Genomic DNA, 18,326 nt, shown 5'->3' with positions numbered 1-18,326 from the left:
GTAGACTACAACGTTGATAGGCAGGATGTGGAAGCGTTGCAAGGCGTTAAGCTAACCTGTACTAATTGCCCGTGAGGCTTAACCATACAACGCCTAAGTAGCTTTATACTTAAGTGTTGTAAGTTAAATGACTGACTAATTTAAGTAAGTTAGAGTAGTGAGTTACTCTGATTGACATTGATATCAAGCTTTCCGAAATTGTTAAACAAAGTTTTTTGCCTGGCGGCAATAGCGATGTGGTACCACCTGATCCCATTCCGAACTCAGTAGTGAAACGCATTAGCGGCGATGGTAGTGTGGGGTTTCCCCATGTGAGAGTAGCACACCGCCAGGCTCCCAATTTAAGAAAAAGGCCACTCATGCGAGTGGCCTTTTTTTCGTTTGGGGCACGATAAAACAACCCGCTTAGGTAGACCCTTAGGTTTCCTCAATAGAATATCGCTTATTTCCTGTTAATCATTGACTTCCCTAGTGGCCTGCTATACAACCTTCTCTGGTTACTGTAGGCAGTGAAATTTAATGCTGCAATCATGGAATCCGGTAAGAATACCCATTGGTAGGGTATTTAAATCCGGAGCTGTACCTGCAACTGTATCCATTTCGATGGAAGCCAGATACATGATACAGAACATAACCACTAAATTAGGGCGGGATTACTCAATTTAGCTGTCATCATTATCTGTAAACGATTTAATGTCGTGACGATGTTGTGCATGCATCCTGCTGTCTTATTTTTGTATTACAAGGATAGTCATGCGTTTTGCTTCTCTCATTTTTATTCTTTTTGTTTCCAATGCTTTTGCTCAAAGTCATGAATACTTGTTAGTGCTAACCTCTGAGCGAAATGCTGAGACAGTGGCGCAAGCAGGGCTACAATTTCAAGTGGCTCAGCCAAACCTTCATGTACGCGCCCGTACTGACCGTCAGATTAGTGAAATGTCCGACAGCGAATTAGCCGCTTTAATCGAGCAAAGTCATGGCGTCATCGGTATTGGCCTTTTTGGCGCAACCGTGCCTCGCTTAACCCCTATTCTACGCAATTTCGCCAAGCCGGTGTTTGTACTTAGCAGCGATCATCGGTTAATTGCTTTAAGCCGAGGCCCCCAACAGCCTTTCTTTAGTGACGTTTCAGAGGTTAATGAGGTAAGTGGATATCGATTTGGCAAAAATATGGCTGAAGCGTTTGCAAAGTTAAAGAAAAACCAGCCCAAGACATTTTTGTGGCTATATGCTAATGCATATTGGCAAGCAGGAGAAAGTGATAATGCGGCTAACTTGTTTGCTTGGTTCTTCCACTTAATTGGTGAAGATATACCTGTTCCTTTGCCCCATCCAATAGCCAAAGTACGTTGGTTCTACAATGATAAATTGTACAACCGGTTTCCTGTTGATATGGATGAAGCATCAGCCACACCCCATGTTTTTATTATCGATCATGCAGGAGGGGGGAGACCGGCAGATCTGGCTATACTTCGTTATACCTGTGAGCAAATTAGGGCAAAGGTTAACGCAAAATGTATCGGCGCTTTGGCATATTGGGGGGAATCGGGCGTAGATGCAGTTTCAACCATAGTGGCGAAAAAACTCCCCTTGTTGGCCACAGTCATGTTCCAAGACTTTGTTATCGGTGCTGGGGAAGGACGAGAACAGGTCACTCAGTTACTACGGACATTGAATGTGCCGGTTATCAAGGCCATTAAATTGCGTGATCGTTCTCATACGGCCCGTTTGTTGTCTGCCGACGGTCTGTCCCATGAGAAAGTGTATTATCAAGTTGCAATGCCTGAACTACAAGGGGCTAGCCAGCCACTCGTGATTGCTACGGCGGGTAAGCCTAAAGAGGATGATACGACGGGAATACGTACAACGGGTATTGTTGCTGAACAAGAGGGGGTACGTGCTTTAGTTACCCGATTAGAAAAATGGCAAAAGCTTCAGAATGTGCCTAATAAGGACAAAAAGGTTGCTATTGTTTATTACAATCACCCCCCTGGACGACACAATATAGGCGCCGATAATCTGGATGTGCCTGCCTCCTTGTGGCATCTGCTAAGATCCTTGAAAGCTGCGGGATATAATACGGGTCCCTTACCGGTATCCCCAGAAGCATTGCTTACTGAATTGCAGGAAAAAGGGGTAAATCTGCCCAACGATAAAGGCGCATTAGCGACAATGCGCCAACATACGGCCCATGTATCATTGGACGATTATCAGGCTTGGTTCAATACACTACCTGAATCCATTACCCAAGAAATGCGCTTTGGCCCTTTTGGACGATTAGATGACCAAATTAAAAAGGCGTTGGCGGACAATAAACCCCAATGGGCTCGGACGACCCTTGGCCATACCCGCGAGGAAATGGTGCATTTACTTGAAGGGGTGGATCATCCTGCAAGAGAGCGGGCGCTGGCACTATTAAAACAATTAAACACTGCCTATGAAAATGCCATTGCCGGTAATAATGCCCAAGGGGCCCTCGATGATGCTCAGGAAATCATAACCGCATTAACCCGTACCGGAATTGAAGGGCTTAGCGGTTGGGGAGAGCCACCAGGTAAGGTCATGACGTATCAAGGGCAGTTTTTGTTACCGGGTATTCAGTACAACAATATATTTATTGGTCCTCAACCACCACGGGGCTGGGAAATCAATGAAGAATTGCTCCATGCCAATTTGGCTTTTCCGCCGCCCCATCAATACCTGGCGTTCTACCATTATTTACAGGATACCTTTGCGGCTGATGCGCTCATTCACTTGGGTAGACATTCTACCTACGAGTTTTTGCCAACCCGCTCTGTGGGAGTGGCGTTTGACGACTACCCTCGTATTATTGGCGGCGATATTCCCGGCATTTATCCTTATATCGTTGATGGTGTAGGGGAAGGTATTCAGGCAAAACGCCGCGGCTTAGCAGTGATGATTGATCACCTTACGCCGCCGCTAGCGGCAACCCCCCTATATGATGATTTACTGCAATTGCGGCAAATGGTCGAAAGTTATGAAGCCAGTCATGCCTCGGGTAACGATATTGTTGCTACTCGTCTAGTCACTAATTTGCGCGCAACATTAGATAAATTAGAGTTAAAAGATGAGCTTGCTGAGGCCATGTCTGCAGAACTCAGTGTCATGGGAATTGGATTTGAAGACGTGGATGACGACATGCTCGTGCACGAAGTTGGACACTATTTGACGAATTTACAAGAGCGTTTTATGCCCTTGGGTTTACATATTTTTGGTAAAGACTGGAATGAACAAGCGATCACTATGATGGTGTCGTCCATGTTGCAAGAAAATAAAACCTTGGCAACTACCAGGATTTTAGAACAAGGTGATGAAGGAAAAATGCGAGAAGCTTTGATCGCCTCTCCGAAAGCAGAAATGGCAGCCTTATTATCTGCTTTAAATGGCCAGTTTGTTTCCCCAGGACCGGGTAATGATCCTATCCGCAGTCCTCAAAGTCTCCCTACGGGGCGTAATTTCTATGCCCTAAGTAGTGAGCTTATTCCAAGCAAGGTGGCCTGGGAAGTGGGCAGTGAAATGGCCCAAGGCGCTCGGCAAAATAATAAGCAGTCGAAAGACAAAAAAGAAGCGGTCATACTCTGGGCATCTGATGTGGTCCGTGATGAAGGGGTAATGATTGCCTTTGGTCTTGATATGTTAGGCTTAAAACCAGTCTGGAACAGTCGTGGTTTAGTTAAAGGGCTAACCTATATGGACACCGCTGATTCCGCTGGCGATGATGTGTCCAGCCGTATTCGCCGTGATACCTTGTTTACCACATCGGGTCTTTTCCGGGATCTCTACGGTCATCAAATTGCCTTATTAAATGAAGCCTGGCTAATGGCATTAGCGGCCAGTAAACACACTATCATTGAGCAATATCCCGCACTCACCTTATCCCTAGAAGCGGCCCTTTCTCCATTAAGCAATAAGATAGGCGGGGGCAATGAGTCACTAACGGTTAACCAAGTTGCTGCCCATTGGGTGGAAGATACCCAAAAGCTGCTCGCTGAAAATGTACTCGCAAAGGAAGCGGGTGTGGTGGCCTCGTATCGAGTTTTTGGTGATGCGCCGGGCACATATGGCGCTGGTATTAACCGTTTAGCTGAACGGTCTGGCGCATGGGAACATCGCCATGAGTTGGCTGCTGTTTTTCTGCGCCGCTTAGGTCATAGCTATACCAACGATGGCTTCGGCATTCCGGCTCAATCGGCATACCGCAGAGCCGTTGGCAGTGTGGAAAATACCTATTTAGGACGGGCCAGTAACCTTTATGGGTTAATAGACAATAACGACGCCTTCGATTATCTCGGTGGTTTAAGTCTTGCCGTTGAGTCGGTTAGCGGGAAAGCGCCAGATAACTACGTGATGGATCATGCCAATCCCAACCGTATTTCAGCACGGCCACTGGCATTGGCATTGCGGGAGGAATTGAGAGGGCGTTATTTAAACCCCGCTTGGTTAAAAGGTATGATGGAACACGGTTATGCGGGCGCAAGAACCATGGGAAGTGAGTTTGTTGAATACTTGTGGGGCTGGCAAATAACGAATCCCACATTAGTGGGGGATTGGGCTTGGGAAGAAGTAACCGATGTGTATATTAACGACCGGTATGGATTAGGATTGGATGCGTTTTTAGAGCAATCCCACAATGTACATGTGAAAAGCAATATGCTGGCAGTGATGTTGGTTGCCATTCAAAAAGGTTTTTGGCATGCCGACGATGAACAAACCCATCAATTAGCATCCCAATTTGTACGCTTAGTGAGTGCTCATGGTTTGCCTGGCAGTGGGCATACGGATCCAAACCATCCCATGCTTGATTGGCTTGATCAATACCTCAATGCAGAGGAAGAAGCGACCCTTACCGAGGTCCTTAATAAAGCGAAAGGAACAGCGCAAGAAGCACCGTCTACGTCTTCACCGACACGAATAACCGAGGTGTCAGTGGCAGAAAAAGACCAAGACAACGGTAAACAGCGCGAACTAACACAAGGGCAAGATAGCAAAGCCGATGATCATGCCTGGTCTGTTAATCTCTTTATCGCGCTGGCGGCCTTGGGCTTTATATTAATCGCGGGGATGTTAAGAGGCTTAATACTAAGCAACAGAATAACGGGAAGTGCGGATAAAAAATGAACATGGAGTATGGAATAGTCATTGGAGTGCTACATCAGGTCGTCGGGTATTTATTATATCCGGTAATTATTGGGCTTATGGGTTGTGTTTTGGTGTGCTTATTTGAAGTTGGGATGAGCGTGTTTGAGGCCGTACACTCGTTGAAACGTTTTGTCCGGGTGAGTCATGGTGAAGCGCTAACTGCCTTTGATAAATATGCCTCGGTGCGTTTAGAGCGGGTAGATTTATTGGCCAAAGCCGGTCCCATTCTTGGGTTGATGGGGACGCTGATCCCTTTGGGGCCTGGGCTTATTGCATTAGGGCAGGGGCAACTTGATGTGCTGTCTACGGCCTTAAGTGTGGCTTTCGATACCACGGTTTTGGGGTTGCTAATTGGTCTTGGTGGCTTTGTGATGGCTAAAGTCCGTCGGCGTTGGTATACCCAGGTATGGCAGCAAATCAGTGATCAAAGCGAGCAAAAACATCATGGATAAACCGTCATGGCAAAAGGGCAAGTTTGCAGAGGAGGATAGCGATCCCTTATCCGGATTTGCCAACATTATGGATGTGATGTTGGTATTTGCCTTGGGCTTGATGCTGGCTTTGGTCAGCCGGTTTGAAAATCTGCAGACACATTTTAAGGTCTCGAGTGAGCAAGCCAGTCCGGTTTCCGTGGGCGAAGAATTACTCGATGTGCCAGATACACTTAAAAATCGTAACACGGCCGCGAAAGGAAGCATGGAATCCTTGGGGCAGGTTTATCGTGATCCCAAATCCGGCAAGCTCATTCTGATCCAAGAGTAATTATTCACTGATATCCCATTTTACTGTTTACAGTATTCATCGTCATGATGTAACCAAATTGTAAATATGCGTTATAGTAAAATGAAATCATCTACCAATAATGACTCCTATGATTAAAGCGCTAGTGTTGGGAATGGTCACGTTTATTGCTACCTATGGTGTAGCGTATATGGGACTTTCTGGTTTTATTCTGTCTGGCCTCGCAGGTGTAATGGTTTTTCTGATAGCAGTGGGTTTAACGGCTGTTAATCGCTCCACCGTACCTTCGGAGTCGTTGGTTGATGAGCAGGGAGAAAGCCTTAAATCAACGGCGAGTGCGATTAATCAGTCGACAACGCGCATTGCTATCGGCAGTGCGAACGTTTCATTTTTTCTCGACAAACTCGCGGATGTGTTTCACCAACAAACCGACAACATTCAAGAAATTGCCCAGCGTATAAAACAACTTGAAGATGGCAATGAGCAATTGGTTACCCTTTCTGGGAATGCGCAAACAAAAATTCAGGAGTCAGACCAAAAAGCCTTTCATTGTAAAGCTGCATTAGAAGCGCTCATTGGACAACAAAGGCAACTTAAACAAGAAATTGATGTTGCCACTGACATGCTCGATTCATTACGCCAAAATGCAGATGCCATTAGTGGAATTACCACCACAATAAATCAGTTAGCAGACCAAACGAATATGTTGGCGCTAAATGCGGCTATTGAAGCTGCACGGGCGGGCGAGCAGGGCCGCGGGTTTGCCGTTGTTGCCGATGAAGTGCGGGATTTAGCACAAAAAACAGCCAACGCTACCCAAGGTATTGATAAGGTGCTTAGTAAAATTAACCAAGATAGTCGAAGCTCGGTTGATTCTATTGGCAATGTATCCTCTGCCAGTGAATGTATGGCAAAGGCGTTAGCTGAAGTGTCTTCTCTTATTGAAGAAACCAGCAGTATTTCATCCGATGCGGCCAACGCCATGAAGCAGGTGAACTTCACCGTTGAACAACACCGTGAGACGAATCAAGGGATTAGCGTAAATGCCGTGCAGCTACATCGCAATACCGAGCACCTTGAAGGTGATTTAAAAGAGGTGGCGGAAAAAGCCTTTTCATTAAGTTGCCAGACAGAAAGTATCTTTAGAGCGCTACAGCAATTCGCGATTGAAGATAGAAATGCGCAGGTATTGTGTAAGGCCACACAGGCGGCTAGTGAAATTGGCTGCTTGTTTGAGTCTGCCATTGAGCAAGGGGCCATCAAAGAAACGGATTTGTTTAACTTTGCTTATACACCTATAGCCAATACCCGTCCTCAGAAATATAACAGTGCATTTGATACCTTTACCGATGCCCGATTACCGGCGATCCAAGAACCTATTTTAGCCCAATATCCGTTTGTGAATTACGCTGGTGCAGTAGATAAAAATGGTTACTTCCCCACCCATAACCTTAAATTCAGTAAACCACTGACGGGAAACTATGACGTCGATTTAACCAACAATAGAACCAAGCGTATTTTTGATGATATAACGGGGAAACGGTGCGCCCGAAATACGGAGAATTTCCTATTACAAACCTACAAGCGAGATACGGGACAGATCATGCATGATCTGTCTGTTCCTATATACGTAAATGGGCGGCATTGGGGTGGACTGCGTGTTGGCTATGAAGCAGATGAAAGTTTGTTGTAACTAAAAAATCACATTAGCACTGTCATTCATGTCATCTTTCGATTACCATTTATGCCCATTTTTTACTTAGTAATTTCAGGTATTGATTATGGCTGATCATGGCGAGTTTAAAGAAGTGTTTAATTGGTGGTATTTTCTAGCGTGCGTTGTTACGTTAGTTGCGTTTCCTCTGATGCATGTCATTGCTGGCTGGTTCACTTTTTGGCTGTAATCTGAGGCAAAGAAGTGACTGCTGAATATATAAAATCTGTCGTAAAATCCGTTCCCGATTACCCAAAGCCGGGCATTGTCTTTCGTGATGTGACCAGTGTACTGGAAGATCACAAGGCGTTTTCTGCTTGTATTTCTTTGTTGGTGGATAAATATCAGGGCATGGCCTTTGATAAAGTTGCCGGCACAGAGGCGAGAGGCTTCCTTTTTGGTGCGCCATTGGCCATTGAATTGGGCTTGGGCTTCATTCCTGTACGTAAACCGAATAAGTTACCTCGCGAAGTAGTGAGTGAAACTTATGAGTTAGAGTACGGTATGGATACTCTGGAAATTCATAAAGATGCAATTGAACCCGGTGATCGTGTTTTGCTCATTGATGATCTGCTTGCTACAGGCGGAACAATTGATGCGTCTGCAAAACTCATCCGCTCGTTAGGTGGTGTGGTTGAACATGCTGGGTTTGTTATTGGGTTGCCCGATTTGGGTGGCTACGAGAAACTTGCGGCTGTCAATGTCGAATGTTTTTCTATCTGTGAATTTGATGGTGAATAATAAAACGGGATACCTATGAGTTATCAGGTACTCGCCCGAAAGTGGCGGCCAAGGATATTCAGTGAGTTAGTCGGGCAGGAACATGTGGTTACTGCTATCTCTAACGCATTGGATAATGACCGCTTACATCACGCATACCTGTTCACCGGAACCCGGGGGGTAGGTAAAACGACTATCGCCCGCATCTTTTCAAAAAGCTTAAACTGTGAGGAAGGGCAAAGTGCCACGCCTTGCGGGAAATGTTACACCTGTACGGAAATAGAGCAGGGCAACTATGTTGATTTGCTAGAAATTGATGCGGCATCTCGTACCAAAGTGGAAGATACCCGAGAACTTCTGGATAATGTGCAGTACAAGCCCACCCGTGGGCGTTATAAAGTGTACCTTATCGATGAGGTGCACATGCTGTCTAAGCATAGCTTTAATGCCTTGCTTAAAACGCTGGAAGAGCCGCCTCCTCATGTGAAGTTTTTACTGGCGACCACGGATCCGCAAAAATTACCCATTACTATTCTCTCTCGCTGTTTGCAGTTTAATTTAAAAGCCTTATCGCGAGAGCAAATTTCCGGGCAGTTAACCCACATATTAAACGAAGAACAAATTGCCTTTGAACCACCGGCCATTGCGTTGTTAGCAAGGGCTGCTCAAGGCAGTATGCGAGATGCATTAAGCTTAACCGATCAAGCCATTGCCCAAGGTGATAATCAGGTGCTATCTGAGGTGGTTACAGATATGCTGGGCTTGATGGATCGCCATCAAATACTCAAGTTGCTTCATAGCGTGATAAAAAAGCAACCTGAAACCATGATGAACATCATCAATAGTATGGCAGAGCAGTCTCCAGACTATAGCCAAGTGTTGGCGGAGCTTTCAAGCCTATTGCATCAGGTGGCACTGACCCAGTGGATCCCCGATGTGTGTAAGTTAGAAACCACTTCGGCCAAAGCCATTTATCAACTGGCTAAAACCATCAGTGCTGAACAGGTACAGTTGTACTATCAAATTGTTTTGCAAGGCAGAAAGGATTTACCCTTTGCCTTAGATGGTCGCTCTGGCTTAGAAATGACGTTGATTCGCATGATGTCATTTGCACCTGTACCAAGCCAAGAGGACAATCAGCCTGTTATCCAAGAAGGCGGCAATCCACCGCCTTCTGTGCCGCAGTTGTCTCCAGTTAGTGATACTTCTGAGCAACCTTCTTCCTCCCATATGCCGTCATCTTTCGAACCACAGCGCGACAGCGATGTGCACGATCAAGGAGAGGATTCAATGGAGGAACTGAACAGACAGCAGGTCGAGATTGAACATCAGGCGGAAGATTATCGCCAGCAAAGCACCGACGAAACATTGGGTTCATCGGTGGATATTGTTGAGCAACACGTCCCTGAAGTACCCCAACAAGAATCAGCACCTGTTGAGCCATCCACAGGGCAGGCTACATCCATTGAACACATGCTTGCGTTGCGGCAACAATTAAAAAAAGGCCGCACGGAGGCTGATGAATCACCTGGAAAAAAGCCAAGTAAACACACCGAGAGTGCTGCTGAACGGGTTAAGCGACTAAGTCAGGCTGACAGATCCCTAATTAAAACTGAACAAGACAGTGATACCCAGGTAAACCGTGAGCCTGAAAAGCCGGATAACCAAGGGGTAAGCGAGCAGTCGATAAAAGCGGGTGACGACGCAGATAAAGAAATCAGCGGCACACCGCCGCCATGGGTACTTGAGGACATAGCCAGCACGTCGGTGGCAACGGAAGATAAGCCTCAAGTTGATAGTGAGGCCGAAACGCCAGCACTATCGAATGAAAAAGATGTCACGGCCACAAATGCTGAAAATGTGGTGGATGAATCTTATTCTGAGACTTTACCCGTAGTAGGCAGTGATGATCGCCATGAAACATTAAGTCCGTATCTAGCGGATGGAAAAAAGCTTTTACGAGGGCGTCAAATTGACAGTTGGAGCCATCTTGTTGCTCGCTTAGGTTTAGTCGGGCTAACGAAACAAATTGTGCTTAATTCGGCGTTTTCGAAAGCTAACGGTAAAGTGACCCTTGAATTAGACCGCACTCAAGACCATCTATTAAAGGACAGTGCGGTGGCGCAACTTAAACAAGCGCTGTCTGCGGCTTTAGAAGAAGATATCGAACTGGAAATCGTATTAGGTGAACCGGTGCAAACACCGTTGACACTGCAAGCCAGAATCGATGCAATGCGGCAAGAGCATGCTCGCGGCGTTGTTCGTTCAGACGAAATATTCACATTGTTGCGTGAAAGCTTTTCAGCAACGGTGTTAGAAGATACCATTCGTCCCCGTGAGTAACACATTAATTTTTAATACAGAGAGAGTCGACCATGTTTAAAGGTGGAATGGGTAATATCATGAAGCAGGCGCAGCAAATGCAAGAGCGCATGCAACAAACCCAGGAAGAACTGGCCAAATTGGAAGTGACCGGTGAAGCTGGAGCCGGAATGGTGAAAGTCACCATGACCTGTAACCACAATGTTCGTCGCGTAGAGATTGATGAATCTCTGATGGACGATGACAAAGATATGATTGAAGATTTAGTGGCGGCGGCCTGTAATGATGCCGTGCGTCGCGTTCAGGAAATGTCTAAGGAAAAAATGGGTGAAGTGACCGGCGGCATGCCATTACCCCCAGGCTTTAAAATGCCCTTCTAACGACAGCTTTACGTCTTTTCCTGTATTGATCCTTAATCAGTGAAATTGGCTGACCGGTTAAATAGCAAAAGATGAACGAAAAAAAAGCGCTAGTGTTTAACTAGCGCTTTTTTGTTTTATAAACTTACAAACAGCCAGGTAAGTGTTTAGCTGGATCTGCGTCTCGTGCCTTAATGGCATCGTCAACGGTTAACCCTAATGCTTGTGCTACGCCTTCTCCATATGCGGGATCACAGCGGGTACAGTTACGAATGTGACGGTATTGAATGAAATCCAATGCGCCGCCTATCTGTGCAGCGGTATTATCGAACAGCACTTGCTTTTGCTCCGCGGTCATTAAGTTGAACAATGCCCGTGGTTGGCTAAAGTAATCATCGTCGTCTTCACGAAAATCATAGCGCTTCGCATCACCATCAATTTTAAGCGGTGGTTCAGCAAATTGGGGTTGTTCTTGCCACTGACTAAAGCTATTGGGTTCGTAGTGAGGGCGGCCGCCATAGTTGCCGTCAACACGGCCTAGACCATCACGGGCATTACTGTGTACAGGACAGCGAGGTTTGTTCACTGGGATCTGATTTAAATTCACACCCACACGATAGCGATGGGCATCTGCGTAATTTACCAAACGCGCTTGCAGCATTCTGTCTGGAGATGCACCGATACCCGGTACTAAATTACTCGGCGCAAACGCTGCTTGCTCAACATCGGCAAAATAGTTTTCTGGGTTTTTGTTAAGTTCAAACTCGCCCACTTCAATAAGCGGATAGTCGCCTTTCGGCCAAACTTTGGTTAAATCAAAGGGGTGATAGGGCACTTGTTCAGCTTCTGCTTCTGGCATTACCTGAACATACATTTTCCATTTAGGACAATCCCCGTTTTCTATGGATTCAAACAGATCTTTTTGGTGACTTTCACGATCTGTTCCTACCAATTCGGTGGCTTCCTGATCGGTCAGGTTTTCAATGCCTTGTTGGCTAACGAAATGCAGTTTTACCCAAAAACGCTCGCCTTCTTTATTCCAAAAGCTGTAAGTGTGAGAGCCAAATCCGTGCATATGACGATATGAGGCAGGAATGCCACGGTCGCTCATCACAATCGTGACCTGATGAAGGGCTTCTGGTAATAACGTCCAAAAATCCCAGTTATTGGTGGCCGACCGCATATTCGTTTTAGGATCTCGTTTTACGGCTTTATTTAAATCGGGGAATTTAAGCGGGTCGCGAAGGAAGAATACAGGCGTATTATTACCCACCATATCCCAGATACCTTCTTCGGTATAAAATTTTAATGCAAAACCGCGGATATCCCGCTCTGCATCGGCGGCACCGCGTTCTCCGGCGACGGTACTGAAGCGGGCAAACATTTCTGTTTTCTTACCGACTTCGCTAAAAATATTGGCACAACTGTATTGGCTAATATCATTGGTAACGGTGAAGGTGCCAAATGCGCCAGATCCTTTGGCGTGCATTCGACGCTCTGGGATCACTTCACGCACAAAATCTGCTAACTTTTCGTTTAGCCAAAGATCTTGGGTCAAAATGGGGCCACGTTTACCAGCGGTTAAGCTATTTTGATTATCAACAACAGGCGCGCCGCTGCTGGTGGTAAGGGGGCTATGGTCATAGGGGCATTTTGAGTTGCTCATCCTATTATTCCTTATCTCTTATTTATTGTGGTGAAGGCATATTGCCTGTTGTTTGATAACACCGAGTTATCATCCGGAAAAGTATAGTTCAAAAGTGAGACATTTTTTTTAACAAAAGTTAAATAGTGAGGGAATAGCGACAAGATGACTATTATCATTTAGGCGCAACAGATACGGATACAGTCTCATCGACTTAAAGAAAAAACGCATATATCTCATGATATTACGTATTTCCCCTGCTGCCGGATAAGGAATTTCATTTGCTCAATAAGGGTTATACAGCGTACCATTGCGAACATATTCTCTTAGTGTTAAGTCGTTATTTACATGAAGTATAGCCCCTTATTAAGTGAGCTTATTAGTGCGTTAACCTGTTTGCCCGGGGTGGGAGACAAAAGTGCCCAGCGCATGGCGTTTCACTTGCTTGAAAGAAATAGAAAGGGTGGAAATACGCTAAGTACTGCACTGCAAAATGCCATGGAACATATCGGGCATTGTGAGTCTTGTCGCACGTTCACCGAGCAGTCGATTTGTCGCATTTGTGCCAATCCAGAGCGTCAAGATAGCGGTATATTGTGCGTGGTAGAAAGCCCTCAGGATGTATTAGCAATCGAACAAACTTCAACGTTTAAAGGAACCTACTTTGTATTGATGGGCCATTTGTCGCCAATCGATGGTATTGGTCCGGCCGATATTGGGCTTAACGAGTTGGAAAGCCGCCTTAAAGCTGAATCAATCAGTGAGGTGATTTTAGCGACTAACCCTACTGTGGAAGGAGAGGCGACAGCACACTATATTGCACAGCTTTGCCAAGAATTGAATATCGACGCTAGTCGCATCGCCCATGGTGTGCCCGTAGGTGGCGAGTTGGAGTACATCGACGGCAGCACACTAACCCACGCTTTTTCAGGTCGCCGTAAGCTTTAAGTTTGCGAATGGTGGCCTTGCCTCTCTTTACGTAGCTTAAGAATCACAAGTAAACGAAAAAACCCGCCATTGAAAGGTTGAAATTCATTTGGGTGACCTTATCTTCTAGACTGAAAATTAAACCGTATAGCTAGGAGATTCTGGTTTATGGCTGAAGCAGCCCATCAAGAAAAACATGGTTTTCAGACAGAAGTTAAACAGCTTTTGCATCTGATGATTCATTCTTTGTATTCAAACAAAGAGATATTCCTTCGTGAATTGGTTTCTAACGCCGCCGATGCCGCTGACAAGCTGCGTTTTAAAGCACTAGAGAACGATGCATTGTTCGAAGGTGATGGCGAATTACACGTGAAGATCAGTGTCGACAATGATGCTGGTACCATTACCATTGCTGATAATGGCATTGGAATGACACGGGACGAAGTCATTGGCAATTTAGGTACCATTGCAAAATCAGGCACCAAAGATTTCTTTAGTCGTTTATCCGGTGATGCGGCGAAAGATTCACAATTAATTGGTCAGTTTGGTGTTGGCTTTTATTCTGCGTTTATTATTGCAGACAGAGTCACGGTACGTACTCGAGCTGCTGGGGTTGATGCGGCTGAAGGCGTAGAGTGGATCTCTGACGGCGAAGGTGAATTCACCGTGGCAGAGCTGAATAAGCCTAGCCGTGGTACTGAAATCGTCCTGCACGTTCGTGAAGATGAAAAAGAATTCCTCGACAATTGGCGTTTGCGCTCCATTATCAGCAAATATTCTGATCACATTAGTATTCCGGTACAAATGTGGAAAGATGAAGTGCCAGAGCAAGACGGTCCTGATGGCGAAAAAGTACCGGCAGAACCTGGAAAATGGGAACCGGTAAACAAAGCCACTGCACTTTGGACGCGCGAGAAATCAGACATTTCTGAAGACGAATATAAAGAGTTCTATAAACATATTTCTCATGATTTTGCCGATCCTTTGGCGTGGGCACACAATAAAGTGGAAGGGAAAAGTGAATACACCAGCTTGCTGTATATTCCTAGCAAAGCCCCTTTCGATATGTGGAATCGTGATCAAAGCCATGGTCTAAAACTGTATGTTCAACGTGTCTTTATTATGGATGATGCTGAACAATTTATGCCTACTTATTTACGTTTTGTAAAAGGTCTTATCGACTCAAATGATCTGCCCTTAAACGTATCTCGGGAAATCTTGCAGGACAACAAGGTCACCCAGACCTTACGTCAAGGTTGTACTAAGCGTGTGCTGCAAGTCTTAGAGCGTATGGCGAAAAACGATAAAGAGAAGTATCAGTCGTTTTGGGCAGAATTCGGTAATGTACTTAAAGAAGGGCCGGCAGAAGACTTCAGCAATAAGGAAAAAGTGGCAGGGTTACTGCGCTTCTCATCTACCCATGATGAGTCTGATGCCCAATCTGTTTCCCTTGAAGATTATATCGAGCGGATGAAAGAAGGTCAGGATAAGATCTACTTTGTTACTGCTGATAGCCTGCAAGCAGCTAAGACCAGCCCTCACCTTGAGATCTTCCGTAAGAAGGGCATTGAAGTATTGTTGATGGGCGAGCGCATCGACGAATGGTTAATGTCACACCTGACTGAATACAAAGAAAAAGCTTTCCAGTCTATCGCCAAAGGCGATTTAGACTTAGGCGACCTGGACGATGAAGAGTCGAAGAAAGCGGCAGAAGAAGCGGAAAAAGAAGTAGAAGGTGTACTTGAACGTGCTAAGTCTGCGTTAGGTGATAAAGTCATTGAAGTGAAATTCACTCATCGTCTTACCGAGTCTCCAGCGGTTATCACGGCCGATGAGAATGGCATGACAACTCAGATGATGAAACTGATGCAGGCCGCGGGTCAAACCGTCCCTGATGTTAAGTATCATTTTGAGCTTAATCCAGAACACGATCTGGTTAAGAAACTATCGGATGTGCAGGACGAAGTACTCTTTAACCAATGGGTTGAAGTGTTGTTTGATCAAGCGGCTTTAGCCGAGCAGGGCAGCTTAAAAGATCCTTCATCATTTGTTCGTAATTTAAATAACTTATTGATGACCATGGCAAAATAAGGTCGTCAATTAGGTATTTAATGTAAAAAAACAGGCCATAAAGGCCTGTTTTTTTATGTTTGTCGATTTTGCTGCTTTTTTGCTCTATTTTTGCTAAAAATCAGTGAGTTAAGTTTATTTTAAGGTTGTTTTTAGCCCCTAGGCCGTGGTTACGGCTTACTGCAAGCTTATAATGCCTACAACTATTGGCTATAAAGTATGCGACATAGGTCGTAAAATCAGTCTTGGCACTTGTTGTGGGCTTGTTTCGCATGGGGTTAATGTGTAAAGTGCGGAGCAGTTTAGAAAATAAAGCGGAGAGCGCAACATGCGAATTATTCTTCTCGGCGCACCAGGAGCCGGTAAAGGAACTCAGGCACAATTTCTGATGGGGAAATATGGAATTCCTCAGATTTCTACTGGCGATATGCTGCGTGCAGCTATTAAAGCAGGAACAGAACTTGGGTTGGCCGCGAAACGAGTTATGGACGAGGGTAAACTGGTTTCCGACGAAATTATTATTGGTTTGGTCAAAGAACGTATTGCGCAAGATGATTGCAAGCAGGGCTTTTTGTTAGACGGTTTCCCCCGTACTATCCCCCAAGCTGATGCAATGAAAGACGCAGGTGTGGTGGTTGACCATTGTATCGAATTTGATGTGCCTGACGATGTCATCGTTGAGCGCATGGGCGGTCGTCGGGTTCACCCCGCTTCTGGCCGTGTATATCATGTGGTTTATAATCCGCCTAAAGTTGACGGAAAAGATGACCAAACTGGCGACGATCTCATTATTCGTGACGACGATAAAGAAGAGACTGTACGCAAACGGTTAGGCGTCTATCATGAGCAAACGAAACCGTTGGTAGACTACTACTCAGCAGAAGCAAAACAGGGCAATTGTGAATATCATAAATTGGATGGCACAAAACCTGTTGAAGATGTCAGTAAAGAATTGGCCGAGCTTCTAGGCTAATTTATCGAATTATTGAAAGGCTGCCATTTGGCAGCCTTTTTTAATAGATTTGTATGGCTTAGTAAAAGATTTTGCTACTTTGCATTTTACTTGCCAGAATAGAGACAAAGTAGTTTATCAAACGGACGATTATGGGGTTACCTGTTACCGCTTTTTACGCCAGTTTATTGGCGTTATGTTATCTATATCTTTCATTTGTGGTCATCACGAATCGTCGCCGCACGCAAGTGGGCGTTGGCGATGGCGGCGATGCCCAGCTTAATCGAGCCATACGGGTACACGGAAACTTCAGTGAATATGTGCCTATTACCCTTGTCTTGTTGGCGTGTTTAGAAAGCTTACATCCCCAGCAGTGGGTGTTGCACTTAGGTGCTTGTGCACTCTTATTCGGCCGGATATTTCATGCATACGGATTACTGCATCATGAAGGGGTCAGTTGGCAACGGTTTGTCGGCATGATCCTCACCTTCTTATCCATGTTGTTTTTTGCCGCCACCAATTTATATATGATTCACTACATTATTTAATATGGCGTTATTTTCTTCTCTGGTTACACCGCTTTGTTTAATAGATAAAAACAAGCTCACCGCCAATGTCGCGCGCATGGCTTCTGTTGTCGAGAAATCAGGCTTGGGTTTTAGGCCTCATGTTAAAACCCTTAAGAGTATTGAAGCCGCCGCGAGTTACGCACCCATGTCTTGTCCCATCACCGTTTCAACATTGCGTGAAGCACGCTATTTTGCGAGTGCTGGATATACCGATATTCTTTATGCTGTTGGCATCACGCCTAATAAGTTGTCAGCGGTAACCGCGTTGCTTAGTGAAGGTATTCATCTATGCGTGGTGATTGACAGTATGGACTCGGCCAAATGGCTAAAACAGCATACTGACGATTTAGCCCAGCCGCTTCGGGTTTTAATTGAATTGGACGTGGATGATCATCGTGCTGGAATGTCTTGCCAGGGTAATGAGCTTGTGGAGGTTGCACGTTGTCTATCCACAGGCAAGGGCCTTGTTTTTTCGGGGGTTATGGCGCATGCAGGAGCTTCATACGATTGTTATACCAGGGCGCAACAACGGGCTATGGCAGAGCAAGAGAGCATGGCTACAACCACTGCGGTAGAGACATTACTAAAAGCAGGGTTTGCCTGTGATTTAGTGTCGGTGGGTTCTACGCCCACCGTATTGGCGGGCATTGATTACAGTCCTTCACGGGTAAATGAACTGAGAGCCGGTGTTTATGCAACATTTGATTTAGTCATGGCAGATCTACAGGTTTGTCAGCCAGAAGATATTGCATTGAGTGTACTGACCAGTGTTATTGGGCATCAAAAAGAGAAAAATTGGGTGCTTATCGATGCCGGTTGGATGGCATTGTCACGAGATAAGGGATCCGATAGACACGGTTATGGGCTGGTGGCTGATAGCCGAGGACATATCTTGGAGGGTTGGTATGTGAGCGAAACGAACCAAGAGCACGGTATTATAAAGCATAAAGCTGGCTTGCCATTACCCGATGATATTTTTGCCTTTGGCCAGTTGCTTCGTATTTTACCTAATCATGCTTGCGCAACGGCGGGACAGTTTAGTCATTATCAGGTGACAGAAGACAACGAAAGCGTTACTGAGGTATGGGGTAGTGCTCAAGGTTGGTAAAGAGAAGAGGCGTCACACATTGCGATGGTTTAGAAAAGA

13 protein-coding genes, 2 rRNA genes and 1 riboswitch are annotated in these 18,326 nt (G+C 45.5%); of the genes, 14 read left to right on the top strand and 1 reads right to left on the bottom strand.

Annotated elements, in window-relative coordinates; all coding sequences use genetic code 11:
• The 9 genes from KO501_RS16435 to KO501_RS16395 all read left to right on the top strand — a co-directional run.
• Positions 1-86, top strand: a 23S ribosomal RNA gene (locus tag KO501_RS16435); the annotation flags it as partial.
• A gap of 132 nt (positions 87-218) precedes the next feature.
• Positions 219-334, top strand: a 5S ribosomal RNA gene (gene rrf / locus KO501_RS16430).
• A gap of 152 nt (positions 335-486) precedes the next feature.
• Positions 487-641: riboswitch (cobalamin riboswitch) on the top strand.
• A 112-nt stretch (positions 642-753) separates the two neighbouring features.
• Positions 754-5,139: a cobaltochelatase subunit CobN gene (locus KO501_RS16425; protein WP_216030781.1), complete on the top strand. Its 4,386-nt coding sequence runs from the start codon at positions 754-756 to the stop codon at positions 5,137-5,139.
• Positions 5,136-5,612, top strand: coding sequence for a MotA/TolQ/ExbB proton channel family protein (locus KO501_RS16420; protein WP_216030780.1), 477 nt, complete (start codon positions 5,136-5,138; stop codon positions 5,610-5,612). The genes KO501_RS16425 and KO501_RS16420 overlap by 4 nt, the downstream gene beginning before the upstream one ends.
• Positions 5,605-5,922, top strand: a complete 318-nt coding sequence (locus tag KO501_RS16415; protein ID WP_216030779.1) for a DUF2149 domain-containing protein — start codon at positions 5,605-5,607, stop codon at positions 5,920-5,922. Before KO501_RS16420 ends, KO501_RS16415 begins: the two co-directional genes overlap by 8 nt.
• Positions 5,923-6,031: 109 nt before the next feature.
• Entirely contained in the window at positions 6,032-7,594 is a 1,563-nt protein-coding gene (locus KO501_RS16410; RefSeq protein WP_216030778.1) for a methyl-accepting chemotaxis protein, read from the top strand.
• Between the two features lie 225 nt (positions 7,595-7,819).
• A complete protein-coding gene (gene apt, locus KO501_RS16405) occupies positions 7,820-8,356 on the top strand; it encodes an adenine phosphoribosyltransferase (RefSeq protein WP_216030777.1) in 537 nt (178 codons plus the stop codon).
• 15 nt (positions 8,357-8,371) lie between these two features.
• On the top strand, positions 8,372-10,678 hold the full coding sequence (gene dnaX, locus KO501_RS16400; RefSeq protein WP_216030776.1) for a DNA polymerase III subunit gamma/tau: 2,307 nt from the start codon (positions 8,372-8,374) through the stop codon (positions 10,676-10,678).
• 32 nt (positions 10,679-10,710) lie between these two features.
• The gene (locus KO501_RS16395) at positions 10,711-11,037 is read left to right on the top strand and encodes a YbaB/EbfC family nucleoid-associated protein (RefSeq protein WP_216030775.1); all 327 of its coding nucleotides are present in this window, start codon (positions 10,711-10,713) and stop codon (positions 11,035-11,037) included.
• Between the two features lie 124 nt (positions 11,038-11,161).
• Here the strand turns inward: KO501_RS16395 and KO501_RS16390 are convergent, their stop codons facing one another.
• Positions 11,162-12,682, bottom strand: a complete 1,521-nt coding sequence (locus KO501_RS16390) for a catalase (RefSeq protein ID WP_216030774.1) — start codon at positions 12,680-12,682, stop codon at positions 11,162-11,164.
• A 327-nt stretch (positions 12,683-13,009) separates the two neighbouring features.
• Here KO501_RS16390 and recR point away from each other — a divergent pair, with 327 nt between their 5' ends.
• From recR to KO501_RS16365, 5 genes are all read left to right on the top strand, one after another.
• On the top strand, positions 13,010-13,609 hold the full coding sequence (gene recR / locus KO501_RS16385) for a recombination mediator RecR (protein ID WP_216030773.1): 600 nt from the start codon (positions 13,010-13,012) through the stop codon (positions 13,607-13,609).
• Between the two features lie 147 nt (positions 13,610-13,756).
• Entirely contained in the window at positions 13,757-15,679 is a 1,923-nt protein-coding gene (htpG, locus tag KO501_RS16380; RefSeq protein ID WP_216030772.1) for a molecular chaperone HtpG, read from the top strand.
• Between the two features lie 307 nt (positions 15,680-15,986).
• Positions 15,987-16,631 carry an adenylate kinase gene (gene adk, locus KO501_RS16375; protein WP_216030771.1) on the top strand — a complete coding sequence of 215 codons (645 nt, stop codon included), beginning with the start codon at positions 15,987-15,989 and terminating at the stop codon, positions 16,629-16,631.
• A gap of 131 nt (positions 16,632-16,762) precedes the next feature.
• Complete coding sequence (locus tag KO501_RS16370; protein WP_216030770.1) at positions 16,763-17,158, top strand: MAPEG family protein; 396 nt, start codon at positions 16,763-16,765, stop codon at positions 17,156-17,158.
• Between the two features lies 1 nt (position 17,159).
• Positions 17,160-18,287, top strand: a complete 1,128-nt coding sequence (locus KO501_RS16365) for an alanine racemase (protein WP_216030769.1) — start codon at positions 17,160-17,162, stop codon at positions 18,285-18,287.
• Positions 18,288-18,326 lie beyond the last annotated feature (39 nt).

Origin of the sequence: Alteromonas sp. C1M14 (assembly GCF_018860965.1) — a bacterium.
Classification (GTDB): domain Bacteria; phylum Pseudomonadota; class Gammaproteobacteria; order Enterobacterales; family Alteromonadaceae; genus Alteromonas.
This window is presented reverse-complemented; position numbering and strand designations above follow the sequence as displayed.

What these genes read in the sequence shown, in the direction of transcription:
- dnaX (WP_216030776.1), top strand. Translation starts at nt 8,372, where the DNA reads ATGAGTTATCAGGTACTCGCCCGAAAGTGGCGGCCAAGGATATTCAGT.
- KO501_RS16420 (WP_216030780.1), top strand. Translation starts at nt 5,136, where the DNA reads ATGAACATGGAGTATGGAATAGTCATTGGAGTGCTACATCAGGTCGTC.
- KO501_RS16410 (WP_216030778.1), top strand. Translation starts at nt 6,032, where the DNA reads ATGATTAAAGCGCTAGTGTTGGGAATGGTCACGTTTATTGCTACCTAT.
- htpG (WP_216030772.1), top strand. Translation starts at nt 13,757, where the DNA reads ATGGCTGAAGCAGCCCATCAAGAAAAACATGGTTTTCAGACAGAAGTT.
- KO501_RS16370 (WP_216030770.1), top strand. Translation starts at nt 16,763, where the DNA reads ATGGGGTTACCTGTTACCGCTTTTTACGCCAGTTTATTGGCGTTATGT.
- KO501_RS16365 (WP_216030769.1), top strand. Translation starts at nt 17,160, where the DNA reads ATGGCGTTATTTTCTTCTCTGGTTACACCGCTTTGTTTAATAGATAAA.
- KO501_RS16395 (WP_216030775.1), top strand. Translation starts at nt 10,711, where the DNA reads ATGTTTAAAGGTGGAATGGGTAATATCATGAAGCAGGCGCAGCAAATG.
- KO501_RS16425 (WP_216030781.1), top strand. Translation starts at nt 754, where the DNA reads ATGCGTTTTGCTTCTCTCATTTTTATTCTTTTTGTTTCCAATGCTTTT.
- KO501_RS16390 (WP_216030774.1), bottom strand. Translation starts at nt 12,682, where the DNA reads ATGAGCAACTCAAAATGCCCCTATGACCATAGCCCCCTTACCACCAGC.
- recR (WP_216030773.1), top strand. Translation starts at nt 13,010, where the DNA reads ATGAAGTATAGCCCCTTATTAAGTGAGCTTATTAGTGCGTTAACCTGT.
- adk (WP_216030771.1), top strand. Translation starts at nt 15,987, where the DNA reads ATGCGAATTATTCTTCTCGGCGCACCAGGAGCCGGTAAAGGAACTCAG.
- KO501_RS16415 (WP_216030779.1), top strand. Translation starts at nt 5,605, where the DNA reads ATGGATAAACCGTCATGGCAAAAGGGCAAGTTTGCAGAGGAGGATAGC.